Raw genomic sequence first — 26306 nt, 5'->3', positions numbered from 1 at the left:
AATGAGAATCGTTATGATTGCCACAACTGGTCGCGAGATCAGCCGATCTTCTGAAAGACCCTTGGTTCGGACTCTCAGATTATCTCCTCATCAGGCTAATCACGGTTATTTGACCCGGCTCTTGCCGGGTCTTTTTTTGCCTGTCGATCAGCCCGCAGGCAGCCGTTTACTGACGCATTGAAGCGCAATAGTCCTGCACCGGCCGAACGGCCGTGTACCAGACATAATCCGCCGAGGCCGCTGCCACCGACTCACCTTTCTCCGCCAGCATCAGCACCACTGCTGGCGGGCGAGCACCGAGGTCCTCCAGGTGCACCGGCACCCCGAGATCCAGGCGAGCGTGATAACCACCGGCAAACAGCATGGCCGGCGTCGGCGCGGTCATCAGGCGCTCAGCCATTCGCCGATCCCGATGCTGCTGCACGGCCAGCATCGCGGGCATCTGACTCTCGGGCAGCAGACCGCAATGGGATTGTGCAATCTGCGCCAGCAACGGCGCCTTGACCGCCTCCGCAGTCGAGCGCCCACCGCTCAGGGTTGGCGCCTCTTTGTAGAGGCGCCGCACCTCAGGCCCATCAAAATTGGCTGCCAGCAAGGGATAAGGCTGGGCCAAGGCGTAACGCACGATCGGACCGTACAGATTCCAGTCCCAACCCGGCTGCCAGGCCAGCGCTGCCGGTAGATCGGCCGGCCATTGCCCGGGACTGCGTGCGCGCAGTTGATCGACTGCGGCCTGTTGCTGCGGGGTGAGCATTTCCAGCAACAGACTGCCTTGCACTCGGCGCTGGGCCAACGCTTGCAACAGCCATAGCTGGACCTGATGGTGATCAGGGTTGTCATGCTGCTCGCCCACGATCACCCGAGGCGCTCCCGCCAACCGCTCGACCAGCGCCTGGGCGGTCAGTGCCTGCCCGCTGCGCAGATCGACAATCTCCCCAGCAGGCTGGCCTACGCCAGTCGGCACCCCGCTCTGGCAGGCCACCAGCAGCAGACACAGCACAATCAGGATGCGACCCATGAACTCACCTCAGCGCGCAATGATCAGCGGATGCCCACGCTCCGGGTGCGGCTGCACCAACACCTCCAGGCCAAACACCGCCTTCAGCGACTCGGGGCGCAGCACCTGTTGCGGGGTGTCCAGGGCATGGGGGCGACCGTTTTCCAGCAGCAGAATGCGGTCACAGTAGCGCGCCGCCAGATTCAGGTCATGCAGGATCACCAGCACCGCCGCGCCGCGATCGGCAAACTGGCGCACGGCCTGCAACGTCGTGTGTTGATGCAAGGGGTCGAGCATCGAGGTCGGCTCATCGAGCAGCAAGGTCTGCCCCGCTTCGCCCGGCCACAGTTGCGCCAGCACCCGCGCCAGGTGCACTCGCTGGCGCTCACCACCCGACAGTGCGGTGTAGCTGCGGCCGCTCAAGTGGCCAACATCTGCGGCCTGCAAGGCGGCGGCGACAATTTCGTCATCTCGCTGGCGTCCGGTCTGATAGGGCAAGCGACCCATGCCCACCACCTCCTCGACGCGAAAGGCAAAATCCAGGGTCGAACTCTGCGGCAGCACGGCCAGGCGTTGCGCGCGCCGCGCGCCGTCCCATTCAGCCAAGGGGCGCTGGTCCAGCCAGACGTGTCCATGATCGGCGCGCAGCTCTCCACACAGGGCGCCGAGCAAGGTGCTTTTGCCAGCACCGTTAGGGCCCAACACACCCAGCACCTCGCCCGGGTTGAGCGCAAGGTCGATGTCCGCCAGGACGATAGTGCCGCCTCGACGGATCTGCAGGTTTTCCACTCGCAGCATCAGGCACGACCTCGCAACAACAGGAACAGAAAGAACGGCGCACCAATGAACGCGGTGACGATGCCGATCGGCAATTCCGCCGGTGCCAGCGCCAGGCGCGCCACAAGGTCGGCCAGCAGCAACAGGCTGGCACCCGCCAGGATCGAGGCCGGCAACAACACCCGGTGATCGGGCCCGGCCAGCAACCGCACCAAGTGCGGCACCACCAGGCCGACAAAGCCGATCATCCCCGCCGCCGCGACGGCGGCGCCAACCCCCAGCGCGGTGCAGAACACCAGTTCGCGCTTGAGCCGCTCGACGTTGATCCCCAGGTGACTGGCTTCGGACTCGCCAAGCAGCAGCGCATTCAAGGCCCTGGCCCGACGCGGCAACCACAGCGCCACCACGGTCGTCACCAGCAGCAACGGCCACAGCCGCGCATAGCTGGCGCCATTGAGACTGCCCAGATTCCAGAACGTCAGGGTACGCAGGGTCGCATCGTCGGCCAAATACGTGAACAAGCCCACCGCAGAACCCGCCAGGGCCGTCAGGGCGATGCCCGCCAGCAACATGGTCGCGACATTGGTCTGGCCATTGCGCCGGCCCAGACGATAAACCAGCGCCGTCACCCCCAGGCCGCCGAGAAAGGCGCAGATCGACAACAAGTACGGACCGATCGCCTCCGGCAAACCGCCGAACAGCGCCCCCCCGACAATCGCGACAGCCGCGCCGAGGGCCGCGCCACTGGACACTCCCACCAGCCCCGGGTCCGCCAGTGGGTTGCGGAACAGCCCCTGCATCGCCACTCCGGACAGGGCCAGGACGCCACCCACCGCCAGCCCGAGCAGGGTGCGCGGCAAACGGATCTGCCCGAGAATCAGCTCGGCCTGCTCCAGGCCATCACCGGCAATCGGCAGCCCAAGCATGCGCAGGGCCGCCCGCAAGGTGTCCAGCAGCGGCAGGCTGACGGGGCCCAGCGCCAGGGACAGCCAGGTCGCCAACACACACAGCAGCCCCAGGCCAATAAACAACGAGCGCGGTTTTACCAGAGTGCTCATTGGGCGGCGGTGGCCTTGGCGGATTCAGCGGGATAGAAACCGGCAGACAGTTTGACCAGGCTTTGCGGCAAGCGCGGGCCCAGGCCGCCGACCAGCAGCGTCGGGTCCAGTTCCAGTACGCGGCCGGTCTTGGCCGCTGGCGTCGAGGTGAGGATCGGGTTCTGCTTGAACAACGCTTCGCGTGCGGCATCGCCGGTCAACGCCCGGTCCGAAAACACCAGGACATCCGGCGTCAGCCCCGCCAGGGACTCCACCGAAAACGGCTTGTAGCCACTGTGGGTCGCCAGGTTACGCCCGCCTGCCTGTTGCAGCAGCCAATCGGCGGCGGTGTCTTTACCCGCGATCAACGGCTTGCCCCCTGCGTGGCCGAGCAACAGCAGCACACCCGGCGCCTTGGCCGTGGTCTGGGCCTGGCTGACCCAGGCCTGCTGCTGCACAAGTTGCTGTTGATAACCGTCGAACAGTGCAGTGGCCTGCGCCTCGCTGCCCAGCAAACGCCCCAGGCGCTGCAAGGTGTTCTGCAGGGTGGGCAAGTCCGGCTGGGCCGAGAACAGTTCAACCTGGACCCCGGCACTGCGAATCTGCGACAACACCGGCGGCGGGCCCATTTCTTCGGTACCGATCAGAATCTGCGGACTCAGGCTCAGAATGCCTTCGGCCGACAGTTGGCGTTGATAACCGATACTCGGCAAGGCCTTGAGTGACTCCGGGTGTTGGCTGGTGGTGTCCACGCCCACCAGCCTGGCTTGCGCGCCCAGGGCACTGACCCACTCCGACAGCGCGCCCCCGGCACTGACCCAGCGTTGCGGCAATTCGACCGCGGCGGCGCCACGGGCAACCAGTAGTCCGACACAGAGCGCGATAGCGCTGGTACTCAGGCGCATAACAGGGTTTCCTTTCAGGCGTTTTCCCGCACAATCCCAGGCGCTTTGGCTTATGCACCTTCGCGGACGAAGCCGGCATTTGATAATTGTTAGCATTTGCACGTCAAGCACAGACACATTTGCTAACCAGCGCACGCAGCCCATAACCGCCGCAGGTCAGCGCCTTCGGCACCTGAGGATAGTCATGAAGTTTCTTTGTACCAGCGCCGAACTGGTCGATGCCAGCAGCCGTGGCTTCGACATCGCCGGACAAAAGGTCTTTGCCGTGCGCCGCGAAGGCCGGGTCTACGCCTACCAGAACCGTTGCCCGCACCGTGGCGTCGGCCTGGAATGGCAGCCGGACCAGTTCCTCGACCCCAGCGCCAGCCTGATCCAGTGCGCCACCCATGGTGCACTGTTCCTGATCGAGAGCGGTGAATGCGTGGCCGGTCCCTGCGCCGGCCAATCCCTCACGGCCCTGAAGTGCCGCGAAGACGCCCAAGGCATCTGGGTCCAAGGCTAAACGCCGAGCAGCACCTCAAGACGCCGCTCGACCCTGACCTCCTCGGCGGTCAGGTTCACGCCATAGGCCAACACTTCGACCCCGGACGCTTTGGCTTCCGCCAGGGCGGCGGCGTAGCCCGGATCGATCTCCACCGCCGGGCGCACTGCTTCGATGCCGGTCAGGTTCACGCAGTACAACTGCACGGCGCGAACCCCATCCCGGGCCAGGCACGCCAGCTCGCGCAAGTGTTTGGCCCCGCGCTGAGTCACCGCATCGGGAAAAGCCGCGACAGCCGAACCGTCGAACCCCAGGGTGACACTTTTGACTTCGACGAAAGCCGGTCCGTGGGGGTAATCCAGACGGAAATCGATCCGGCTGTTTTCCTGCCCGTACGGCACTTCCCGCTTGAGCCCGGTAAAGCCGGCCAGCTCGCTGATCAACCCGGCGCGCAGCGCTTCCTCGATCAACGGGTTGGCCCGCGCCGTGTTGACGCACGCCAAACGCCCTTGCGGGGTTTCGCTGATTTCCCAGGTACCGGGCAATTTGCGCTTGGGGTCGTTGGAGCGGCTGAACCACACCTGCCCGCCTTCGACCATGCAATTGAACATCGAGCCGGTGTTAGGGCAGTGAATGGTGAGCATCTCGCCGGTAACGGTTTCGATATCGGCAAGAAAACGCTTGTATCGTCGGATCAACCGACCTTCTTCCAAAGGGGGATCGAAGCGCATCAGCCTTGCCAGCTCCGCAAGCCACGGGCAATCCGCTCCACCGCTTCCTGCAACCGCGGCAGGCTCTGGGTGTAGGCAAACCGCACGTGATGCCCGGCCTGGTGCCGACCGAAGTCCAGCCCCGGGGTAAAGGCGATGTGTTCGGTTTCCAGGAAATGCCGGCAGAACGCAAAGGCATCGCCGCCAAAGGCGCTGATGTCCGCATACAGATAGAACGCGCCCTCCGGCTCTACCGCGATGCCGAAGCCCAGCTCACGCAATGCCGGCAGGAGGAAATCGCGGCGCCGGCCGAATTCGGCGCGGCGCTCTTCCAGAATGCTCAAGGTTGCCGGTTCGAAACAGGCCAACGCCGCGTATTGGGCCATGCTCGGTGCGCTGATATACAGGTTCTGGGCGAGCTTCTCCAATTCACTGACCGCCCCTTGCGGCGCTACCAGCCAGCCCAGGCGCCAGCCGGTCATGCCGAAATATTTAGAAAAGCTATTCAGGACAAAGGCACTGTCATCCACTTCCAGCACGCTGGCGGCATCGGTGCCGTAGGTCAGGCCGTGGTAGATCTCGTCCACCACCAGATGACCGTTGCGCCCCTTGATCGCCGTCGACAGGCCCGCCAGTTCGTCGCGGGTCAGAATGGTCCCGGTGGGGTTGGCCGGGGATGCCACCAGTGCGCCGACGCTGTCCTGGTCCCAATAACGCTGCACCAGGTCCGGGGTCAGTTGATAACGCACCTCCGGCCCGACCGGCACCAATTGCGCCGCACCCTCCACCAATCGCAGGAAGTGGCGGTTGCACGGGTAGCCGGGGTCGGCCAGCAACCAGTGCTTGCCTGGGTCCACCAGCAAAGCACTGGCCAGCAACAGCGCGCCCGACCCGCCCGGGGTGATCAGGATGCGCTGCGGGTCGATGTTCAAGCCGTAGCGTTGCTCGTAGAAGCCGCTGATGGCCTCACGCAGCTCAGGTATGCCGCGCGCCGCGGTGTAACGGGTTTTACCCGCCGTCAGCGCCGCCTGGCCAGCCTGGATGATCGGTTCGGCAGTGGTGAAGTCCGGTTCGCCGATTTCCAGGTGGATGACGTCGTGCCCGGCGGCTTGCAGCTCGTTGGCGCGCGCCAGCAGGGCCATGACGTGGAAAGGTTCGATAGCGCGGCTGCGCGCACTGTAGGACTGAGCCATTAGCCTTCCTTCAACGGGGTAAAAAAGAAACGATTCTACCCAAGGCCAGGAACGAGCGAGAAGCTAATGCGGTCACAAGACCAAGGTTCATGTGTCATAGAGCCATACGCGAGGCGCAGGATTGACTAAAATCAATATTTGATCAGGTCTCCAGAGCCGCCAGACCAGGCTTTGCAACCCTTTGCAAGCCTTCCGGGCCGCAGCCTCGACATGAGGGAGTAGCGCGGCCTGATTTGATCTGGTAAGTTCGCCCGCTTGCAGCCGCAGGGCCGGCAGGTGTCGGTGATGGAGCAATCCTGCGCAATGGATTACAAGAGTAGAGGCGGTCCATTTCATGCCCACCCAAGCAAAGCAACAGGCAAATCAGTCGATCAGCGGCTTCGAACCCTACGTTGAGTCCAAGGGCGAGGAGTACATGGGCAAGCCCATGCGCGCTCACTTCACCAAGATCCTGAACAAGTGGAAACAGGACTTGATGCAGGAAGTCGACCGTACGGTTGACCACATGAAAGACGAAGCGGCCAACTTCCCTGACCCGGCCGACCGTGCCAGCCAGGAAGAAGAATTCAGCCTCGAACTGCGCGCCCGCGACCGCGAGCGCAAGCTGATCAAGAAAATCGACAAGACCCTGCAACTGATCGAAGACGAAGAATACGGTTGGTGCGAGTCGTGCGGCGTCGAAATCGGCATTCGCCGTCTCGAAGCACGTCCTACCGCCGACATGTGCGTCGACTGCAAGACCCTTGCGGAAATCAAGGAAAAGCAAGTCGGCAAATAAGCCTCGACTTGAACCAGGAACGGAGCGTGCGAACGCTCCGTTTTTGTTTCTGATTTCCGTGCAGGCGCGAGCTTGCTCGCGAAGAACGACAACGATAACGCGAACTGGTTGAAGGCACGCGGTGTTCAGGAGTTTTTCGCAAGCGAGCCCGCTCCTACAATGTGATTGTCGCCAGCCCCACCAAGTAACAATGCCCTCATGACCAGCCTCACCTCCCCCGACTATATCGGGCGCTTCGCCCCGACCCCCAGTGGCCACCTGCACTTCGGTTCGCTGGTCGCCGCCCTGGCCTCCTACCTCGACGCCCGTTCGGTCGGTGGGCGCTGGCTGCTGCGCATGGAAGACCTTGACCCGCCCCGGGAAGAACCCGGTGCCCAGGCGGCGATTCTCAAGGCCCTGGAAAGCTACGGCTTTGAATGGGACGGCACGATGATTCGCCAGAGCGAACGGCACGCTGCCTACGCCCAGGTTCTCGACCAACTGTTCAACCACGGCCTGGCCTACGCCTGCACCTGCTCGCGCAAACAGCTGGAGCCCTATCACGGCATCTACCCGGGCCTGTGCCGCAACGCCGGCCACCCGGGCGAAGACGCGGCGATCCGCCTGCGGGTACCCGAGCTGGAATACCATTTCAATGACCGCGTGCAAGGCCAGTACCGCCAGCACCTGGGCCGTGAGGTCGGCGATTTTGTGATTCGTCGCCGCGACGGGCTCTACGCCTATCAATTGGCGGTGGTGCTCGACGATGCCTGGCAAGGCATCACCGACATCGTGCGCGGTGCCGACCTGCTCGACTCCACCCCGCGCCAGCTGTACCTGCAGGAACTGCTCGGCTTGCGCCAACCGCGTTACCTGCACCTGCCCCTGATCACCCAGCCCGATGGCAACAAGCTCGGCAAATCCTACCGCTCGCCACCGCTGCGCGCAGACCAGGCCACGCCCTTGCTGCTGCGCGCATTGCGGGCCCTGGGGCAAACGCCGCCTGCCGACCTGGACGATGCGACACCCGCCGAAGTGCTCAAATGGGGCAGCGCCCACTGGGACGCAACGCTGATCCCACGCACGCTGACACTGCCCGAAGCGTTATTACGCTGACTAAGCTTGCAGGTTGGCGCCCATCCGTTACCATCGCCGCACGTTTTCGGGCACGCACACAATAAAGAGAGGCCGGGATGTACATCTATCGCTTGGTCCTGCTGTTGGTAGTGGGGATCTATCTGTTCTCCCCCGCCATCATGGACTGGTGGATCGACGCCACTGGCGCCTGGTATCGCCCGTATCTGCTGTGGCTGATCCTGATCGTCGTGACCTTCATCCTGCAGAGCCAAAAAGATGCCGATGAGCTTTAGCCTGACCCAGATGATCCTGATCAGCGCCGCCTACCTGGCGGTGCTGTTCGGCGTTGCCTGGATCAGCGAACGTGGAATGATCCCACGGGCGATCATTCGCCACCCGCTGACCTACACCCTGTCGCTTGGGGTCTACGCCAGTGCCTGGGCGTTCTACGGCACGGTCGGCCTGGCCTATCAGTACGGCTATGGATTCCTGTCCAGTTACCTTGGGGTCTCCGGGGCCTTTTTGCTGGCACCGGTGCTGCTGTACCCGATCCTGAAGATCACCCGCACCTATCAATTGTCGTCCCTGGCCGACCTGTTTGCCTTTCGCTTTCGCAGTACCTGGGCCGGCGCGCTGACCACCATTTTCATGCTGATCGGCGTGCTGCCGTTGTTGGCCCTGCAGATCCAGGCCGTGGCCGACTCCATTGGCATCCTCACCCGCGAGCCGGTGCAGCATCGCGTGGCGCTGAGCTTCTGCGCGCTGATCACCCTGTTCACGATTTTCTTCGGCTCACGGCACATCGCCACCCGCGAGAAACACGAGGGCCTGGTGTTCGCCATTGCCTTTGAGTCGGTGATCAAACTGATCGCCATTGGTGGTGTTGGCCTGTACGCGCTGTACGGTGTGTTCGACGGCCCGCAACAGCTTGAATTGTGGCTGCTGCAGAACCAGACCGCCCTCGCCGCCCTGCACACACCGCTGCAGGAAGGTCCATGGCGCACGCTGTTGCTGGTGTTCTTCGCCTCGGCGATCGTGATGCCGCACATGTACCACATGACTTTCACCGAAAACCTCAACCCGCGCTCGCTGGTCAGTGCCAGCTGGGGTTTGCCGCTGTTCCTGCTGCTGATGAGCCTGGCCGTGCCACTGATTCTCTGGGCCGGGCTGAAACTGGGCGCCACCACCAACCCGGAATACTTCACCCTCGGGATCGGCATCGCCGCCAACAGCAAGGCCCTGGCCCTCCTGGCCTATGTCGGCGGGCTGTCCGCCGCCAGCGGCCTGATCATCGTCACCACCCTGGCGCTGTCCGGGATGGCCCTGAATCACCTGGTGCTGCCGCTGTACCAGCCGCCCGCCGAAGGCAACATCTACCGCTGGCTGAAATGGACCCGCCGTGCGCTGATCGTCGCGATCATCATGGCCGGTTATGGCTTCTACCTGCTGCTGGGCGCCGAACAGGACCTGGCCAACCTGGGCATTGTGGCCTTTGTCGCCACCTTGCAGTTCCTGCCGGGCGTGTTGTCGGTGCTGTACTGGCCGACCGCCAACCGACGCGGCTTCATCGCCGGATTACTGGCGGGCATCCTGGTCTGGCTGGTGACCATGCTGCTGCCGCTGGTGGGCAATCTGCAGGGGTTCTATATCCCGCTGCTGAACATGATCTACGTGCTCGACGACACCAGTTGGCACATGGCAGCCATCGCCTCGCTGGCGGCCAACGTGCTGATGTTCACCCTGATCTCGCTGTTCACCAATGCCAGCACCGAGGAAGCCAGCGCCGCCGAAGCCTGCGCCGTGGACAACGTGCGGCGCCCGCAACGACGCGAACTGCATGCCGCCTCCCCCCAGGAGTTCGCCACCCAACTGGCCAAGCCTCTGGGTGCCAAGGCCGCGCAAAAGGAAGTCGAGCAAGCGCTGCGCGACCTCTACCTGCCGTTCGATGAACGTCGGCCCTATGCCTTGCGTCGTCTGCGCGACCGCATCGAAGCCAACCTCTCCGGCCTGATGGGCCCCAGCGTGGCGCAAGACATGGTCGAGACCTTCCTGCCCTACAAGGCCGGCGGCGAAAACTATGTCACCGAAGACATTCACTTCATCGAAAGCCGGCTCGAGGACTACCACTCGCGCCTCACCGGCCTTGCCGCCGAACTCGATGCCCTGCGCCGCTATCACCGCCAGACCCTGCAAGAATTGCCGATGGGCGTCTGCTCGCTGGCCAAGGACCAGGAAATCCTCATGTGGAACAAAGCCATGGAAGAGCTGACCGGCATCGCCGCGCAGCGCGTGGTGGGTTCACGCCTGAGTACCCTGGGTGAGCCGTGGAAGGAACTGCTGCAAGGTTTCATCAACCTGCCCGACGAACACTTGCACAAACAGCACCTGGCCCTCGATGGCCAGACCCGCTGGTTGAACCTGCACAAGGCGGCCATCGACGAACCGCTGGCGCCGGGCAACAGTGGCCTGGTGTTGCTGGTCGAGGACCTGACCGAAACCCAGATGCTCGAAGACAAGCTGGTGCACTCCGAACGCCTGGCGAGCATCGGTCGCCTGGCGGCCGGCGTGGCCCATGAAATTGGCAACCCGATCACCGGCATCGCCTGCCTGGCGCAGAACCTGCGCGAAGAGCGGGAAGAGGATGGCGAGCTGACAGAAATCAGCGGGCAGATTCTCGAGCAGACCAAACGGGTGTCACGCATCGTACAGTCGCTGATGAGCTTCGCCCACGCCGGCAGCCACCAGCACAACGACGAACCGGTGTGCCTGGCCGAGGTGGCGCAGGACGCCATTGGCCTGCTGGCACTGAACCGACGCAACTTCGAAGTGCAGTTCTTCAACCTGTGCGATCCCGACCACTGGGTCGTGGGTGACCCGCAGCGGCTCGCCCAGGTCCTGATCAACCTGCTATCCAACGCCCGCGATGCAACACCGGCCGGCAGTGCGGTGCGGGTAAAAAGCGAAGCCAGCGAACACACGGTCGATCTGATCGTGGAAGACGAAGGCAGTGGCATCCCCGCGAACATCAAGGACCGCTTGTTCGAACCTTTCTTTACCACCAAGGATCCTGGCGAAGGCACCGGTCTGGGCCTTGCACTGGTCTATTCCATCGTTGAAGAGCATTATGGACAAATCACCATCGACAGCCCGGCTGACATCCAAAGCCAGCGCGGCACCCGTATTCGGGTGACCTTACCGCGTCATGTCGAAGCGACGTCCGCTGTGAACTGAGACCGTCGAGAGAATCGAATCAATGCCGCACATTTTGATCGTCGAAGACGAAACCATTATCCGCTCCGCCTTGCGCCGCCTGCTGGAACGCAACCAGTACCAGGTCAGCGAAGCCGGTTCCGTGCAGGAAGCACAAGAACGCTTCAGCATCCCCACGTTCGACCTGATTGTCAGCGACCTGCGCCTGCCCGGCGCTCCGGGGACTGAACTGATCAAGCTCGGCCAAGGCACGCCGGTGCTGATCATGACCAGCTACGCCAGCCTGCGCTCGGCAGTGGACTCGATGAAGATGGGCGCGGTGGACTACATCGCCAAGCCTTTCGATCACGACGAAATGCTCCAGGCCGTCGCACGAATCCTGCGCGACCGACAGACGGCACAGAGCACCCCCAGTGAGCGACCGGCCGGCAAGGTCGCCAATGGCAGTGACAAGCCAGGGGTGGACAACAGCAACGGCGAGATCGGCATCATCGGCTCCTGCCCACCGATGCAGGACCTCTACGGCAAGATCCGTAAAGTGGCGCCAACCGATTCCAATGTGCTGATCCAGGGTGAGTCCGGGACCGGCAAGGAGTTGGTGGCCCGCGCCCTGCACAACCTGTCCAAGCGCGCCAAGGCGCCGATGATCTCGGTGAACTGCGCAGCCATTCCGGAAAGCCTGATCGAGTCCGAATTGTTCGGCCACGAGAAAGGCGCCTTTACCGGCGCCAGCGCCGGGCGTGCCGGCCTGGTGGAAGCGGCGGACGGCGGGACCCTGTTCCTCGACGAGATCGGCGAGCTGCCACTCGAGGCCCAGGCACGCTTGCTGCGCGTGCTGCAGGAAGGCGAGATCCGCCGTGTTGGCTCGGTGCAATCGCAAAAAGTCGACGTGCGCCTGATCGCGGCCACTCACCGCGACCTCAAGAGCCTGGCGAAAATCGGCCAGTTCCGTGAAGACCTGTTTTACCGCCTGCACGTGATCGCCCTGAAACTACCGGCGTTGCGCGAACGCGGTGCCGACGTCAACGAAATCGCCAATGCCTTCCTTGCCAGGCAGAGTGCGCGGGTCAACCGTACCGACCTGAAGTTCGCCCCTGACGCCGAGCAGGCGATTCGTCATTACAGCTGGCCAGGCAACGTGCGCGAACTGGAAAACGCCGTCGAGCGTGCGGTGATCCTGTGCGAGAGCCCGGAAATCTCTGCCGAGTTGCTGGGCATCGACATCGAGCTCAGTGACCTGGAAGAGGACGAATTCATTGGCCTGGCACCGCATCAGGGCAGCACCAGCAATGCCAGCCACGAGCCGACCGAAGACCTGTCCCTGGAAGATTACTTCCAGCACTTCGTCCTCGAACACCAGGACCACATGACGGAAACCGAACTGGCCCGCAAACTCGGGGTCAGCCGCAAATGCCTGTGGGAACGCCGCCAGCGCCTGGGCATCCCGCGGCGCAAGACCGGGGTCACCAGCGAGGGCTGAACGTTACCTGTCGACTGTGCAGGTAACAGCTGAAAATGTGAAAAAACTGTTACCGCAGCTTTTTTCGTAACAAAAGCCGGGGCTTAAGGTAACGAAGCCCCGGCTTTTTTTCGCCTCGAAGAAAGCCCTCTACCGGGCTAACCCCTTGTTTTACTGGGGATCGCAAAAGTTGGCACGGCTTCTGCTATATGTTTGGTACAAGAACAATAACAAGCAATGCACAAGACAATAAAAATAAGACGAATCGACTCACGCACAATAAAAACAAGACGGCGAGAGGCGTAGCTAACTGATTCTTTTGGAGAGGCGTTGTATTTGGGGCTTGCCCCACAACCAGGCCGAGAACAACAAAAACTGCCCTAAGGCAGAGCCTGAACTGGTTGGATCGATAGATCATTGCAGCACAGCGATCAAAGCAATCCGTTTGCTCTTGGCTCCCGATTGGGAGGGTCATGCAGGGAAAACCTCATGACGTGGGCGCGACACAAAAACAAGAAGCCCGAAACCCATAATAAAAATAGAGCATGCAACTACTTCTTGGGGAGCTTCGGCTCCCCTTGTAGTTTCTGGCGTTTAGCCGCCTGAGACTGCGCAGTTCCCGCCTTCACGACGGCTTCGCCGGCGAACGCTGCTTCCCACGGCTCGACAGCTGCCACAGAGAACCGCGCAGCTTCCTACACCATCCCTCGACTAAATGCTAGAATCCCGGCCCATCATGCGGTCATTCTTGGTTATGGCCGAACATTCCTTCAAACAGTGCATCCCATGCTGAAGAAGCTGTTCCAGTCATTCCGTTCTCCCAAGCGTCATACGCAACACATTCGCAGCACGCCTGAAGTGCTCAACAGCGGCCAACATTCGCTGCAAAAGGGCCAATTCAGCCGTTACGCAGTGAATATCGTCGAGCGCCTGCAGAACGCCGGTTACCAGGCTTACCTGGTCGGTGGCTGTGTGCGTGACATGTTGCTCGGCATCACCCCCAAGGATTTCGACGTCGCCACCAGCGCCACGCCGGAACAGGTTCGCGCCGAGTTTCGTAACGCGCGCATCATTGGCCGTCGCTTCAAGTTGGTGCACATCCACTTTGGCCGCGAAATCATTGAAGTGGCGACCTTCCGCGCCAATCACCCGCAAAACGACGAAGAGGAAGACAGCAACCAGTCCTCGCGCAACGAAAGCGGGCGCATTCTGCGCGACAACGTCTACGGCACCCTGGAAGAAGACGCGCAACGCCGCGACTTCACCATCAACGCCCTGTACTACGATCCGGTCAGTGAACGCATCCTCGACTACGCCAACGGCGTACACGATATTCGCAACCACCTGATCCGCCTGATCGGCGACCCGACCCAACGCTACCAGGAAGACCCGGTACGCATGCTGCGTGCGGTGCGGTTTGCCGCCAAGCTGAACTTCGGTATCGAGAAGCACACGGCTGCGCCGATCCGCGACCTGGCCCCCATGCTGCGGGAAATCCCGTCGGCACGCCTGTTCGAAGAAGTGTTGAAGCTATTCCTCTCGGGGCACGCGGCTGACACCTTTGAAATGCTGGTCGACCTGCAATTGTTCGATCCATTGTTCCCGGCCAGCGCCGATGCACTGGAGCACAACCCGACCTACACCCACACCCTGATCAGTGAAGCGCTGATCAACACCGACCTGCGGATCAAGCAGAACAAGCCGGTGACCCCGGCCTTCCTGTTCGCCGCCCTGCTGTGGCCCGCGCTGCCCGCCCGGGTCCTGCGCTTGCAAGACCGTGGCATGCCGCCGATCCCGGCCATGCAGGAAGCCGCGCACGAACTGATCGCCGAGCAGTGCCAGCGGATTGCCATTCCTAAACGGTTCACCATGCCGATCCGCGAGATCTGGGACATGCAGGAACGCCTGCCCCGTCGCAGTGGCAAACGCGCCGACCTGCTGCTGGACAACCCGCGCTTCCGTGCCGGCTACGACTTCCTGCTGCTGCGCGAAAGCGCTGGCGAACAGACCAACGGCCTGGGCGAGTGGTGGACGGACTATCAGGACGCCAACGACAGCGAACGCCGTGACATGATCCGTGACCTCAGCGGCAAGGATGAAGGGACCGGCGCCGCCCCACGCAAACGTCGCCGTACCGGTGGCGCCAAGCGCAAACGTTCCGCGGACAGCACGAGCGCCTCAGGCGAGTAAGTCGATGGAACGTATCTACATCGGCATGGGCAGCAACCTCGCTGCCCCACAAGAGCAACTGCGCAACGCTGTACAGGCGTTGACGCAGTTACCCAAGACCCAGCTGACTGGCGTCTCGGCCTTCTATCAAAGCGACTCCCTGCTGCCGGGCCAGCCCCGCTACACCAACGCCGTGGCGGCGCTGGAGAGTGCCCTCACGCCTCTGGAGCTGCTCGATGCGCTGCAAGCCATCGAAAACCAGCAGGGCCGCGAACGCCTTGAGCGCTGGGGCCCGCGTACCCTCGACCTGGACATCCTGCTGTTCGGTGACCGCCTCATTGACGAGCCTCGCCTCAAAGTCCCCCACTACCAGATGCAGGAACGGGCCTTTGTGCTCTACCCCCTGGCCGAACTAGCGCCCGCCCAGTTGGAACTGGCGGACGGCCGGCGCTTGAGCGACCTGCTGGCGGCTTGCCCATTTGTCGGCCTGGATCGCCTGGCCACTGGCGATTAATCCTACAGAGAACTCCACTCTCTGCTGAATCGCATCAGTAACGCCGGTAACACCCAGGCGGTAACACATCCAATTGACTTCCCGAGTTCTCATCACGACTATAGGCGTCCCGCTGCCGCCAACCCGGCACCAAGGGCGCAATCCAGGCTTTTCAAGCACGACAAAAGACCGTGCGCCTGAGTCCATGAAGAATCACGCGCGTTACTCGCAGTAGTTTCCCAAGCGCCTGAACGAGGATCCTTTTCATGCCAGCTATTACTCTCACCACCCTGCAGTCCCTCAAGCAGAAAGGTGAAAAAATCACCATGCTGACCTGCTACGACGCCACGTTTGCCCACGCCTGCAATGAGGCCGGTGTAGAAGTGTTACTGGTGGGCGACTCCCTTGGCATGGTGTTGCAAGGCCATGACAGCACCCTGCCCGTCACGACGGCCGAGATGGCGTACCACGTGGCCTGCGTCAAGCGCGGCAACACCGATGCGCTGATCCTCGCCGACCTGCCGTTCATGGCCAACGCCACGATCGAGCAAACCATGATCAACAGCGCCCAGCTGATGCAGGCCGGCGCACACATGGTCAAGGTCGAAGGTGCACTGTGGCTGGCCGATTCGATTCGCTTGCTGGCCGAGCGTGGGGTTCCGGTGTGCGCGCACATGGGACTGACTCCACAGGCGGTGAACATCCTGGGCGGCTATAAGGTCCAGGGTCGCAACGAGAACCAGGCGCGGCAGATGCGTGCCGACGCCATTGCCCTGGAACAGGCCGGTGCCTCGATGCTGTTGCTCGAATGTGTGCCGAGCGAACTGGCCCTGGAAATCTCCCAGGCGGTGAAGATCCCGGTAATCGGTATCGGTGCCGGCAGCGGAACCGACGGCCAGGTGCTGGTCCTGCATGACATGCTCGGCCTGTCGCTCACCGGCCGTGCGCCCAAGTTCGTGAAGAACTTCATGGCCGGCCAGGAGAGCATCCACGCAGCCCTCAGCGCTTACGTCACGCAAGTCAAAGCCGTGACCTTCCCGGGCGCTGAACACGGATTTTCTGCATGAACACCGTCAAGACCGTACGTGAACTGCGGGCCGCGGTTGCCCGCGCGCGCAGCGAAGGCAAGCGCATCGGCTTCGTCCCGACCATGGGCAACCTGCACAGCGGCCACATGGCCCTGATCACCAAGGCCGCCCAGCGGGTGGATTTCGTGGTCGCGAGTATTTTCGTCAACCCGTTGCAGTTCGGCGCGGGCGAAGACCTGGACAAGTACCCGCGGACCCTGGCCGCCGATCAGGAGCAACTGCTGCAAGCCGGTTGCCACCTGCTGTTCGCGCCGACCGTCGAGCAAATGTACCCCGACGGCATGGCCAGTCAGACCCGCGTCAGTGTCCCGAACCTGGCAGAAGGCTTGTGCGGCGCCAGCCGTCCCGGGCATTTCGACGGCGTGGCGACGGTGGTCAGCAAGCTGTTCAACATGGTCCAGCCGGACCTCGCCGTGTTCGGCCAGAAAGACTTCCAGCAACTGGCGGTGATCCGCGCGCTGGTGCACGACCTGAACATGCCGATCCAGATCATTGGCGAGCCCACCGTTCGCGCCGCCGATGGCCTGGCCCTGTCGTCGCGCAATGGCTTCCTCGATGAGCAACAACGGGCCGTGGCCCCCGTGGTGTATCGCACCCTGAAGAACATTGCCGATGCCATCGTGCAGGGGCGACGCGATTACCCGGCGTTGCTGCAGGCACAGATCCAGCAGCTCGAAGCGGCTGGCTTGCGTCCTGACTACCTGGAGATTCGCCACGCGCAGAGCCTGCGCCCGGCGACCCCCGAAGATCGCGACCTGGTGATCCTGGTGGCAGCCTTCCTCGGCACCACCCGCCTGATCGACAACCTGCACCTGAACCTCGATACACCCGCCTGAACCCCGCACGCCCCCCCTGCAGGAGCGAGCTTGCTCGCGATGACGGCATGTCAGTCAATGAGCTGTAGAATCTGACGGCCTCATCGCGAGCAAGCTCGCGCCCACCACAAAGCCAAGACAGATGCCCCCTCAAGGTTTACTGTTATCGGCCTGCGTTTTGTAATCGTGTCTTCGTCGTATTACCGGATAATATCTGCCGCCCGGCAGGATGTTCCGGGCTTTTCAGTGTCCTAAAGGCAGTTCAAGTAAAAGGAAACCCGCAGCGATGGCGTACTACCGCAACCCTCAAGACGTTACCGCTCTGCCAGCCTGGCAGGCGCTGAATGATCACCGCCAAGCCATGCAGGATTTCAGCATGCGTGAAGCGTTCAATGCCGACCCGCAGCGTTTCACCCAGTTCACCCTGAGCAGCTGTGGGCTGTTCCTCGACTATTCGAAAAACCTGATCAACGAGCAAACCCGCAACCTGCTGGTGGACCTGGCGAACGAAGCCGGCCTGCAGGACGCCATCAAGGCCTTGTTCAGCGGCGAAATCGTCAACGCCTCCGAAGGCCGTCCGGCGCTGCACACCGCCCTGCGCCGTCCGGTGGGCGACAAGCTGTCGGTCAACGGCGTCAACGTGATGCCGGAAGTGCACAAGGTACTGAACCAGATCACCGACATGGTCGGGCGTATCCATGACGGCCTGTGGCGCGGCTACACCGAAAAACCGATCACCGACGTGGTGAACATCGGTATCGGCGGCTCGTTCCTCGGCCCGGAGCTGGTCTCCGAGGCCCTGCTGTCCTACGCCCAGAAAGGCGTACGCTGCCACTACCTGGCGAACATCGACGGCAGTGAGTTCCACGAACTGGCCCTGAAGCTGCGTGCCGAGACCACGCTGTTCATCGTTTCGTCGAAATCCTTCAACACCCTGGAAACCCTGAAAAACGCCCAGGCCGCTCGCGCCTGGTATCTGGCCCAGGGTGGCTCGGAAGCCGAGCTGTATCGCCACTTCATCGCGGTCTCGAGCAACAACGCCGCCGCCGTGGCTTTCGGTATTCGCGAAGAAAACATTTTCCCGATGTGGGACTGGGTTGGCGGTCGTTATTCGCTGTGGTCGGCCATCGGCCTGCCGATTGCCCTGGCGATCGGCATGTCCAACTTCAAGGAACTGCTGTCCGGTGCCTACACCATGGACCAGCACTTCCAGAGCGCGCCGTTCGAGCAGAACATGCCGGTGCTCCTGGCCCTGCTGGGCGTGTGGTACGGCAACTTCTGGGGCGCACAGAGCCACGCGATCCTGCCGTACGACCACTACCTGCGCAACATCACCAAGCACCTGCAACAACTGGACATGGAATCCAACGGCAAGAGCGTGCGCCAGGACGGCACGCCCGTGTCCACCGATACCGGCCCGGTGATCTGGGGCGGCGTGGGTTGCAACGGACAGCACGCCTACCACCAGTTGCTGCACCAGGGCACCCAATTGATCCCGGCCGACTTCATCGTGCCGATCGTCAGCTTCAACCCGGTAGCGGATCACCATCAGTGGCTGTACGCCAACTGCCTGTCGCAAAGCCAGGCGCTGATGCTGGGCAAGACCCTGGCCGAAGCGCAAGCCGAGCTGCGTGACAAGGGCATGAGCGAAGAGCAGATCGAGAAACTCGCACCGCACAAGGTGATCCCGGGCAACCGTCCGAGCAACACCCTGGTGGTCGAGCGCATCAGCCCACGGCGCCTCGGCGCACTGGTGGCGATGTACGAACACAAGGTCTTCGTGCAGAGCGTGATCTGGGGCATCAACGCATTCGACCAATGGGGCGTGGAGCTGGGCAAGGAACTGGGCAAAGGCGTCTACAACCGTCTGGTGGGCAGCGAAGAAGCCCCTGCCGACGATGCCTCGACCCAGGGCTTGATCAACTACTTCCGCGGGCGTCACCGCGGTTGATCTGAAGCCACACGGCTAACCCTGTGGGAGCGAGTCGGGCGGTCCTCCGTCTGTTCGCTCCCACAGTCGTTTTCGCCCATGACTTGAACCCACTGATCACTCGGCGCATCTTTATCTCTTGTGGCCAAGACAAGAATAAGGAACCGTCATGTTCGATATCAGCACGTTCCCCAAAGCCGATGCCGTCCGCCGGGCTGGGCAATTGAGTCAGGACGACTATCAACGCCTGTATCGCCAGTCCATCGATCATCCCGACACCTTCTGGGCCGAACAGGCCAGGCAGTTTCTCGACTGGTCCCACCCCTGGCAGAGCGTCCAGCACTCGGACATCAAGACTGGCCAGGCCCAATGGTTCGCCGGCGGCCAGCTCAACGTCAGCTACAACTGCATCGACCGTCACCTGGCCACACGCAGTCAACAGACCGCGATCATCTGGGAAGGCGACAACCCCGCCGACTCGCAACAGATCACCTACCAGCAACTGCATCAGCACGTCTGCCGCCTGGCCAACGTACTGAAAAGCCGTGGCGTGAAAAAAGGCGACCGGGTGTGCATCTACATGCCGATGATCCCTGAAGCCGCCTATGCGATGCTCGCCTGCTCGCGCATCGGGGCCGTGCATTCGGTGGTATTCGGCGGTTTTTCCCCGGACTCGCTGCGCGACCGCATCCTCGATGCCGACTGCCGCACGGTGATCACAGCCAACGAAGGCGTGCGCGGCGGCAAAAACGTGCCACTCAAACACAACGTCGACCAGGCCCTGCTCAGTTGCCCGGCGGTCAGTACGGTGATCGTGGTCCAACGCACCCAGGGCCAGGTCAATTGGCACGAGGGCCGCGACCTCTGGTATCACCAGGCCGTCGGCGGTGCCAGCGAGCAGTGCGCGCCCCAGCCGATGGACGCCGAGGACCCACTGTTCATCCTCTACACCTCTGGCAGCACCGGCAAACCCAAGGGCGTGCTGCACACCACCGGTGGTTATCTGCTGCAAGCGGCGATGACCTTCAAGTACGTGCTCGACTACCGCGACGGCGAAGTGTTCTGGTGCACCGCCGACGTCGGCTGGGTCACCGGCCACAGCTACATCGTCTATGGCCCGCTGGCCAACGGCGCCACCACCCTGATCTTCGAAGGCGTGCCCAACTACCCCAACAGCTCGCGCTTCTGGCACGTCATCGACAAGCACCAGGTCAATATCTTCTACACCGCCCCTACCGCATTGCGGGCCCTGATGCGTGAAGGCGCCGGTCCCTTGCAGGACAGCTCGCGCAGCAGCCTGCGCCTGCTGGGCAGCGTCGGCGAGCCGATCAACCCGGAAGCCTGGGAATGGTATTTCAATGCAGTCGGCGAACAACGCTGCCCAATCGTCGACACCTGGTGGCAGACCGAAACCGGCGGCATCATGCTCAGCCCCCTGGTCAGCGCACAACGGATCAAGCCGGGCTGCGCCACACAACCGATGTTCGGCGTACAGCCGGTGCTGCTCGATGAGCAAGGCCAGGAAATCACCGGCCCCGGCAGTGGCGTGCTGGCGCTCAAATCCAGCTGGCCGGCACAGATCCGCAGCGTCTACGGCGACCCGCAGCGAATGGTCGATACCTACTTCAAGCCCTACCCCGGCTACTACTTCACCGGTGACGGCGCCCGGCGCGACGAAGACGGCGACTACTGGATCACCGGGCGCATCGACGACGTGATCAACGTTTCCGGGCACCGCATCGGCACCGCCGAAGTCGAAAGCGCCCTGGTGCTGCACGACAGCATCGCCGAGGCGGCGGTGGTCGGTTACCCCCACGACGTCAAAGGCCAGGGCATCTACGCCTTCGTCACCCCGATGAACGGCATCGAACCCGACGCGGCCCTGAAACAACAATTGCTGGCCCATGTCAGCAAGGAGATCGGCAGCTTCGCCAAGCCGGACCTGATCCAGTGGGCGCCGGCCTTGCCGAAAACCCGCTCAGGCAAGATCATGCGCCGCATCTTGCGCAAGATCGCCTGCAATGAGCTCGACAGCCTCGGTGACACCTCGACCCTGGCTGACCCGAGTGTGGTCGCGGGGCTGATCGACAAGCGCCTGAACCAATGAATCCGCTGCGGCCTGTGGGCCGCAGCCTTTTTCTGCTGTCGCCAACGAGTTGTCATGGAATTCATTCGTACCCGCATTGAAACCCAGATCATGAGCCTGAGCGGACTGTCCCTGGGCAAGCTCGACCTGGAGAACCCCAAGGGCGATCCCGGCCTGTTCGGCCCCGACTCGGTGAGCTGGCAGGTCCACGGTGACTTCAGCAGCATGCTCATCGGCGGCATCAGTGCCTTGATGCTGCAGGCCTTGCACCCGCTGGCGCTGGCCGGCGTCTGGGACCATTCGAACTTTCGCCAGGACATGCTCGGGCGCCTGCGTCGCACCGGGCAGTTCATCTCCGGCACCACCTTCGGCTCACGGCAGGACGCCGAATGGCTGATCGAAAAAGTGCGCACCATCCACCTGCAAGTGGTCGGCACCGCCCCCGATGGCCGCGCCTACGCCGCCAGCGACCCGGACCTGCTGACCTGGGTGCACGTGGCCGAAGTCAGCAACTTCCTCGCCGCTCACCTGCGCTACCGCAATCCGCACCTTTCAGGCGCCGACCAGGACCGTTATTACGCCGAGATCGCGCTGATCGCCGAACGCTTGGGCGCCCGTGAGGTGCCGCGCTCGCGCCAGCAAGTCGCCGATTACCTGGAACGGATCCGTCCACAACTGCTGTGCGACGAACGCAGTCGGGAAGTGTTGCGCCTGCTGTTGAACGCGCCCGCCCCCAGTCGTCTCGCCAAACCCTTTGGCGGGCTGATGATGCAGGCCGGGATCGACCTGTTGCCGGACTGGGCCAGCGCCATGCTCGACGTCAGCCAGAGCCCGCTGCAACGGCAACTGATCCGCGCCAGCATCAACCGCAGTGCGCCGATGCTGCGCTGGGCGGTGCGTAATGGCTCGGTGCAGCGCGCCAAGCGACGTATGGGGCTGTTGTAGGTCCGGGCGCAAACGTGCTCACCCCTCCAGAGAAGCCCCATAGCTGTTAAACTCTCGCGCCCAATTCCCCCTGCAAGGCGCTACGCATGTCTTCCTTGAATCAGGCGCTGCGCGCCGCCCTCGATCATCGCCAAGACTTGCTCGCCGAGCTCCACCAGCAAGGCACCGACTGCTATCGCCTGTTCCATGGCAGCCAGGAAGGTGCCGGTGGCCTGACCGTCGACCGTTACGGCCCGCAGTTGCTGGTGCAGAGTTTTCACCAGGCGCTGGAGCGCGACGACCTGCTGGCGTTGCACGCCACGGTCAATCAACAGCTGGGCCTCGACACCCTGCTGGTCTACAACGACCGCTCCCGGGGCAATTCGCGCATCGACCGTGAAGACACCGTGTACCGCGCCGACGAGGCCGCGCTGGCAGACATGGTCGGCCACGAGTGGGGCCTGAACTACCGTGTGCGCGGACGCCACGCCGGGCAGGACCCGCTGCTGTTTCTCGACCTGCGCAATGCCCGTGGCTGGGTCAAGCAACATAGCCAGGGCAAGAGTGTGCTGAACCTGTTCGCCTACACCTGTGGAGTCGGCCTGAGTGCCGCCGCCGGTGGCGCGCGCGAAGTGTGCAACCTGGATTTCGCCGAGGGCAACCTGGCGGTCGGCCGGGAGAACGGTCAGCTCAACCCACAGTTGCCGGGCATGCAGTTCGTCCAGTCCGATTACTTCCCGGCGATCCGTCAATTGGCCGGCCTGCCAATCAGCCAGCGCCGTGGACAAAAGCTGCCCAGCTACCCGCGCCTGGAACAACGCCAATACGACCTGGTACTGCTCGACCCACCGGCCTGGGCGAAAAGCGCGTTCGGCACCGTAGACCTGCTACGCGACTACCAGAGCCTGCTGAAACCGGCGCTGCTCAGCACCGCGGACAATGGCGTACTGATCTGCTGCAACAACCTGGCGAAAGTCAGCATGGACGACTGGCGTGAGCAGGTGCTGCGGTGCGCGGAAAAAGCCGGGCGCCCGGTGCGCGAATGCACGGTGCTGCCGCCGGCCGCCGATTTCCCCTCGATGGATCAGCAACCACCGCTCAAAACCCTGATTCTGCAGCTCTGAGTCGCGGCGCCGGAATCTGAATAATCCTGATCGAGGTCATTGCTTCGGAACCAGAATCGCGTGCCATACTCCAAGGCACTCCGATTCAGACAGATGAAGCCACACATGCCCAAAGGATTGATTCGCGCCATCGGCGCCTTGTTGACTGCTCTGGCCCTCTATAGCTTGCTGGGCTTTCTGATTCTGCCGGGTGTCGCCTTGCGGATCGCCAATCAACAATTGGCCCATTACGCAGCGGTGCCGGCCAGTATCCAGCGCATCGAGTTCAACCCCTTCAGCCTGGAGCTGACCTTGTGGGGCCTGAACATCGGTGAGCCAGGCAAGGAGCAGGTCGGCTTCGAGCGTCTGTACGCCGACCTGCAGATCGACAGTCTCTGGACCCGCGCCCTGCACCTGGCCGATGTGCAACTGGACAAGCCAAAAACCTCGGTGCTGTTCAGCAAGGACGGCACCCTGAACCTCACCCAGCTGTTCAAGTTGCCCGCCAGTGAACCGACGCCGGCCGACCCCGAGGCCAAGCCCTTCCCGCTGCGCATCGACCGTATCGACCTGGCCCGTGGCTACATCCATTTCCAGGACCTGCGGCCCAGCGAACCCATCGAGTTCCTCTACGACAAACTGGATTTCGAGCTCAAGCACCTGAGCACCCTGCCGGAAGACAATGCCGACATGACCCTGGTGGCGATCGGTCCGGCCGGCGGCCAGATCGACTGGAGCGGCAAGATCAGCCTGGTGCCCATCGCGTCCGAAGGCAGCCTGAAAATCACCGACGGCAAGATGAAAGCCTTTTGGCCCTATGTGCGCGACGCCCTGCCACTGGTGCTTGAAGAGGGCACGGTCAGCCTCAGCACCGACTACAAGCTCAACCTGTCCAAGGAAACCGAACTGCTGCTGAGCAACACCTCGGCCAGCATCGCCCCCTTTGCCATCAAGGCCCCGGATGGCCGGCCGCTGGCCCGTCTCGAGCGCCTGGACATCAGCGAAACCAGCATCGACCTGGCCAAACAACAAGTGATTGTCGGCAAGATCCGCAGCCAGAAACTGGAAACCTGGGCCGCCCGCGAAGCGGATGGCCAACTCGACTGGCAGAAGCTGTTCGCCAGCCAGCCCGCCAAGCCGGCGGTCAAGCCGCAAGCGGTGAATGCGCCGGCCGCGGCCGACTCACCTAAAGCCGAGCCCGCTGCGCCGAGCAAACCCTGGCAGGTGCTGCTCAAGGATGTCGAGCTGCGCAACTACCAGGTGCACCTGAGCGATCGCCAGGTCAAACCGGCGGTGGCGCTTGAGGTCGGTCCGCTGAACCTGGACCTGAAAAATTTCGACAGCCTCAACGGCTCGCCCTTCACCCTCAAGCTCGATACCGGCGTGGGCAAGCAAGGCAAGCTGATGGCCGACGGCGAGGTCAACCTGGCCCCGGTCAGCGCCCGGCTCAAGGTACAGACCCGGGACATCGACCTGCGGGTCGCCCAGTCCTACATCAACCCGTTCATTCTGCTGGAGCTGCGCTCCGGGATGCTCGGCAGCGACCTGGCTGTCAACCTCAAGAGCACCGAGCCCCTGGCCTTCAACGTCACCGGCAAGGCCCAGGTCGACCAGTTGCACACCCTCGACACCCTCAAATCCCGTGACTTCCTCAAGTGGCAGAAGGTCATGGTCGAAGGGCTGAACTATCAGCACGGCGACAGCCTGTCGATCGATCGAATCAACCTGCAGCAGCCCTACGTGCGGTTCATGATCAACGATGATCGGACCACCAACGTCGACGACCTGCTGATCCCGCAACCGGCCGACAGCACGGCGAAAACCACGGCGGGCAGACCTGCTGCCAGCCAGGACAAGCCGCTGGGCATTCACATCGGCGGCATTGCGATCAACGACGGTTCGGCGAACTTTGCCGACTTCAGCCTGACACCCAACTTCGCCACCGCGATCCAGCAACTCAATGGCCAGATCGGCACCATCGACAGCCGCCAGGCCAAGCCGGCCTCGGTCGATGTCAAAGGCAAAGTCGACCGTTACGCCCCGGTGACCATCAAGGGCAGCGTCAATCCGTTCGACCCGATGGCGGCACTGGATATCGCCACCAGCTTCAAACGAGTCGAACTGACGACCCTGACCCCCTACTCCGGCAAATTCGCCGGCTACCGGATCCGCAAAGGCCGCCTCAATCTCGACCTGCACTACCGGATCACCAAGGGTCAGCTCAAGGCGGATAACAAGGTGGTGGTCGAGCAACTGGAGCTGGGCGAGAAAGTCGACAGCCCGGATGCCGTCAGCCTGCCGCTGAAACTGGCCGTGGCCTTGCTCAAGGACGTCGACGGCAAGATTTCCATCGAACTGCCGGTCACTGGTGACCTCAACAACCCCCAGTTCAGTGTGATGCCGATTGTCTGGCAAACCCTGCGCAACCTGATCGTAAAAGCGGCGGCTGCGCCATTCAAACTGATCGGCGGGTTGGTCGCCGGCGGCGGTTCCGAAGACCTGGGCACCGTGTCCTTCGCACCGGGCTCCAGTGAGTTGAGCAAGGACGCCGAAGGCGCACTGATCAAACTGGCCGGAGCCCTCAAGGAGCGTCCGGCCCTGCGCCTGGAAATCGAAGGCACCGCCGCGCAAAGCAGCGACGGCCCGTTGATTGCCGAGCAGCGCCTGGAGCGCGAATACCAGTACAACTACTACAAGATTCTCCAGCGTCGCGGCGACAAGGTACCGGCCCAGGCTTCGTTGCTGGAAGTCCCGGAAGGGGAAAAAACCCCGTTGCTCGAAGGTATCTACCGCACTCGCCTGAAAACCCAACCGCCGGCGCAATGGAAGGACCTGGGCAAGGAAGAGCGCGCCGCAAAAATGCGTGAAGGGGTCATCAAGTTCTGGGCGGGCAGCGATGTGCTGTTGCGTCAACTGGGCCAGGACCGCGCCAGCAGCATCAAGGACTACCTGGTGGACAAGGGCCAACTGGCCGATGACCGGGTGTACTTCATCGACGCCAGCCTGGGCCAGGCCGAAAGTGATGGCAGGGTCATCACGCCGTTGCACCTGGACGCCGAGTAGCCAAGGCTCGCGCCACTTTATCGCCGCCCAAT

Annotated in this window: 21 protein-coding genes; 15 read left to right on the top strand and 6 right to left on the bottom strand. The window is 62.7% G+C overall.

Going from position 1 to position 26306, the window contains the following annotated elements:
* Positions 1 to 166: 166 nt before the first annotated feature.
* The 4 genes from Q1W70_RS14400 to Q1W70_RS14385 are packed head-to-tail and all read right to left on the bottom strand — an operon-like array spanning position 167 to position 3716.
* A complete protein-coding gene (locus Q1W70_RS14400) occupies positions 167 to 1018 on the bottom strand; it encodes a ChaN family lipoprotein (RefSeq protein ID WP_166592424.1) in 852 nt (283 codons plus the stop codon).
* Positions 1019 to 1027: 9 nt separating this feature from the next.
* Positions 1028 to 1795 carry a heme ABC transporter ATP-binding protein gene (locus Q1W70_RS14395; protein ID WP_166592423.1) on the bottom strand — a complete coding sequence of 256 codons (768 nt, stop codon included), beginning with the start codon at positions 1793 to 1795 and terminating at the stop codon, positions 1028 to 1030.
* Positions 1795 to 2778 carry a FecCD family ABC transporter permease gene (locus Q1W70_RS14390; protein WP_166592433.1) on the bottom strand — a complete coding sequence of 328 codons (984 nt, stop codon included), beginning with the start codon at positions 2776 to 2778 and terminating at the stop codon, positions 1795 to 1797. Before Q1W70_RS14390 ends, Q1W70_RS14395 begins: the two co-directional genes overlap by 1 nt.
* A gap of 50 nt (positions 2779 to 2828) precedes the next feature.
* A complete protein-coding gene (locus Q1W70_RS14385) occupies positions 2829 to 3716 on the bottom strand; it encodes a heme/hemin ABC transporter substrate-binding protein (protein ID WP_166592422.1) in 888 nt (295 codons plus the stop codon).
* Between the two features lie 184 nt (positions 3717 to 3900).
* Between Q1W70_RS14385 and Q1W70_RS14380 the strand changes: the two genes are divergently transcribed.
* Positions 3901 to 4218 (top strand): Rieske (2Fe-2S) protein, encoded by a 318-nt coding sequence (locus Q1W70_RS14380; RefSeq protein ID WP_166592421.1) that lies wholly within the window; start codon positions 3901 to 3903, stop codon positions 4216 to 4218.
* On the opposite strand, the gene sfsA is transcribed toward Q1W70_RS14380, so the two are convergent.
* Positions 4215 to 4928: a DNA/RNA nuclease SfsA gene (sfsA, locus tag Q1W70_RS14375; protein WP_302097468.1), complete on the bottom strand. Its 714-nt coding sequence runs from the start codon at positions 4926 to 4928 to the stop codon at positions 4215 to 4217. The genes Q1W70_RS14380 and sfsA overlap by 4 nt on opposite strands.
* Positions 4928 to 6100 carry a pyridoxal phosphate-dependent aminotransferase gene (locus tag Q1W70_RS14370; RefSeq protein ID WP_166592419.1) on the bottom strand — a complete coding sequence of 391 codons (1173 nt, stop codon included), beginning with the start codon at positions 6098 to 6100 and terminating at the stop codon, positions 4928 to 4930. The genes sfsA and Q1W70_RS14370 overlap by 1 nt, the downstream gene beginning before the upstream one ends.
* Positions 6101 to 6434: 334 nt before the next feature.
* Between Q1W70_RS14370 and dksA the strand changes: the two genes are divergently transcribed.
* The 14 genes from dksA (at position 6435) to Q1W70_RS14300 (ending at position 26274) form a co-directional block, all read left to right on the top strand.
* Positions 6435 to 6878 carry an RNA polymerase-binding protein DksA gene (gene dksA, locus Q1W70_RS14365; protein WP_095166579.1) on the top strand — a complete coding sequence of 148 codons (444 nt, stop codon included), beginning with the start codon at positions 6435 to 6437 and terminating at the stop codon, positions 6876 to 6878.
* A gap of 198 nt (positions 6879 to 7076) precedes the next feature.
* Positions 7077 to 7973, top strand: coding sequence for a tRNA glutamyl-Q(34) synthetase GluQRS (gluQRS, locus tag Q1W70_RS14360; protein WP_166592418.1), 897 nt, complete (start codon positions 7077 to 7079; stop codon positions 7971 to 7973).
* Between the two features lie 77 nt (positions 7974 to 8050).
* A complete protein-coding gene (locus Q1W70_RS14355; protein ID WP_003176118.1) occupies positions 8051 to 8227 on the top strand; it encodes a hypothetical protein in 177 nt (58 codons plus the stop codon).
* Positions 8211 to 11165, top strand: coding sequence for a sensor histidine kinase (locus tag Q1W70_RS14350; RefSeq protein ID WP_166592417.1), 2955 nt, complete (start codon positions 8211 to 8213; stop codon positions 11163 to 11165). The genes Q1W70_RS14355 and Q1W70_RS14350 overlap by 17 nt, the downstream gene beginning before the upstream one ends.
* 22 nt (positions 11166 to 11187) lie before the next feature.
* Positions 11188 to 12624: a sigma-54-dependent transcriptional regulator gene (locus Q1W70_RS14345; protein WP_166592416.1), complete on the top strand. Its 1437-nt coding sequence runs from the start codon at positions 11188 to 11190 to the stop codon at positions 12622 to 12624.
* Between the two features lie 765 nt (positions 12625 to 13389).
* The gene (locus tag Q1W70_RS14340; RefSeq protein WP_166592415.1) at positions 13390 to 14793 is read left to right on the top strand and encodes a polynucleotide adenylyltransferase PcnB; all 1404 of its coding nucleotides are present in this window, start codon (positions 13390 to 13392) and stop codon (positions 14791 to 14793) included.
* A gap of 4 nt (positions 14794 to 14797) precedes the next feature.
* Complete coding sequence (gene folK, locus Q1W70_RS14335; protein ID WP_166592414.1) at positions 14798 to 15286, top strand: 2-amino-4-hydroxy-6-hydroxymethyldihydropteridine diphosphokinase; 489 nt, start codon at positions 14798 to 14800, stop codon at positions 15284 to 15286.
* A gap of 245 nt (positions 15287 to 15531) precedes the next feature.
* Positions 15532 to 16332: a 3-methyl-2-oxobutanoate hydroxymethyltransferase gene (panB, locus tag Q1W70_RS14330; protein WP_166592413.1), complete on the top strand. Its 801-nt coding sequence runs from the start codon at positions 15532 to 15534 to the stop codon at positions 16330 to 16332.
* Entirely contained in the window at positions 16329 to 17189 is an 861-nt protein-coding gene (panC, locus tag Q1W70_RS14325; RefSeq protein WP_166592412.1) for a pantoate--beta-alanine ligase, read from the top strand. Before panB ends, panC begins: the two co-directional genes overlap by 4 nt.
* A gap of 265 nt (positions 17190 to 17454) precedes the next feature.
* Complete coding sequence (pgi, locus tag Q1W70_RS14320; RefSeq protein ID WP_166592411.1) at positions 17455 to 19119, top strand: glucose-6-phosphate isomerase; 1665 nt, start codon at positions 17455 to 17457, stop codon at positions 19117 to 19119.
* Positions 19120 to 19267: 148 nt separating this feature from the next.
* On the top strand, positions 19268 to 21205 hold the full coding sequence (acs, locus tag Q1W70_RS14315; RefSeq protein ID WP_166592410.1) for an acetate--CoA ligase: 1938 nt from the start codon (positions 19268 to 19270) through the stop codon (positions 21203 to 21205).
* 54 nt (positions 21206 to 21259) lie between these two features.
* A complete protein-coding gene (locus Q1W70_RS14310) occupies positions 21260 to 22129 on the top strand; it encodes an oxygenase MpaB family protein (protein WP_166592409.1) in 870 nt (289 codons plus the stop codon).
* Positions 22130 to 22215: 86 nt separating this feature from the next.
* Entirely contained in the window at positions 22216 to 23232 is a 1017-nt protein-coding gene (locus Q1W70_RS14305; protein WP_166592408.1) for a class I SAM-dependent rRNA methyltransferase, read from the top strand.
* Positions 23233 to 23325: 93 nt separating this feature from the next.
* On the top strand, positions 23326 to 26274 hold the full coding sequence (locus Q1W70_RS14300; protein WP_302097466.1) for a DUF748 domain-containing protein: 2949 nt from the start codon (positions 23326 to 23328) through the stop codon (positions 26272 to 26274).
* Positions 26275 to 26306: the final 32 nt, after the last annotated feature.

The organism is Pseudomonas kielensis, from assembly GCF_030505375.1.
Lineage (GTDB): Bacteria > Pseudomonadota > Gammaproteobacteria > Pseudomonadales > Pseudomonadaceae > Aquipseudomonas > Aquipseudomonas kielensis.
This window is presented reverse-complemented; position numbering and strand designations above follow the sequence as displayed.

Coding starts and splice junctions, on each gene's coding strand:
- Q1W70_RS14395 (WP_166592423.1), bottom strand. CDS start 1,795: ATGCTGCGAGTGGAAAACCTGCAGATCCGTCGAGGCGGCACTATCGTC.
- Q1W70_RS14380 (WP_166592421.1), top strand. CDS start 3,901: ATGAAGTTTCTTTGTACCAGCGCCGAACTGGTCGATGCCAGCAGCCGT.
- Q1W70_RS14305 (WP_166592408.1), top strand. CDS start 22,216: ATGTCTTCCTTGAATCAGGCGCTGCGCGCCGCCCTCGATCATCGCCAA.
- Q1W70_RS14345 (WP_166592416.1), top strand. CDS start 11,188: ATGCCGCACATTTTGATCGTCGAAGACGAAACCATTATCCGCTCCGCC.
- panC (WP_166592412.1), top strand. CDS start 16,329: ATGAACACCGTCAAGACCGTACGTGAACTGCGGGCCGCGGTTGCCCGC.
- pgi (WP_166592411.1), top strand. CDS start 17,455: ATGGCGTACTACCGCAACCCTCAAGACGTTACCGCTCTGCCAGCCTGG.
- panB (WP_166592413.1), top strand. CDS start 15,532: ATGCCAGCTATTACTCTCACCACCCTGCAGTCCCTCAAGCAGAAAGGT.
- Q1W70_RS14400 (WP_166592424.1), bottom strand. CDS start 1,018: ATGGGTCGCATCCTGATTGTGCTGTGTCTGCTGCTGGTGGCCTGCCAG.
- Q1W70_RS14370 (WP_166592419.1), bottom strand. CDS start 6,100: ATGGCTCAGTCCTACAGTGCGCGCAGCCGCGCTATCGAACCTTTCCAC.
- acs (WP_166592410.1), top strand. CDS start 19,268: ATGTTCGATATCAGCACGTTCCCCAAAGCCGATGCCGTCCGCCGGGCT.
- Q1W70_RS14385 (WP_166592422.1), bottom strand. CDS start 3,716: ATGCGCCTGAGTACCAGCGCTATCGCGCTCTGTGTCGGACTACTGGTT.
- Q1W70_RS14300 (WP_302097466.1), top strand. CDS start 23,326: ATGAAGCCACACATGCCCAAAGGATTGATTCGCGCCATCGGCGCCTTG.
- dksA (WP_095166579.1), top strand. CDS start 6,435: ATGCCCACCCAAGCAAAGCAACAGGCAAATCAGTCGATCAGCGGCTTC.
- Q1W70_RS14350 (WP_166592417.1), top strand. CDS start 8,211: ATGCCGATGAGCTTTAGCCTGACCCAGATGATCCTGATCAGCGCCGCC.
- Q1W70_RS14355 (WP_003176118.1), top strand. CDS start 8,051: ATGTACATCTATCGCTTGGTCCTGCTGTTGGTAGTGGGGATCTATCTG.
- Q1W70_RS14310 (WP_166592409.1), top strand. CDS start 21,260: ATGGAATTCATTCGTACCCGCATTGAAACCCAGATCATGAGCCTGAGC.
- folK (WP_166592414.1), top strand. CDS start 14,798: ATGGAACGTATCTACATCGGCATGGGCAGCAACCTCGCTGCCCCACAA.
- gluQRS (WP_166592418.1), top strand. CDS start 7,077: ATGACCAGCCTCACCTCCCCCGACTATATCGGGCGCTTCGCCCCGACC.
- Q1W70_RS14340 (WP_166592415.1), top strand. CDS start 13,390: ATGCTGAAGAAGCTGTTCCAGTCATTCCGTTCTCCCAAGCGTCATACG.
- sfsA (WP_302097468.1), bottom strand. CDS start 4,928: ATGCGCTTCGATCCCCCTTTGGAAGAAGGTCGGTTGATCCGACGATAC.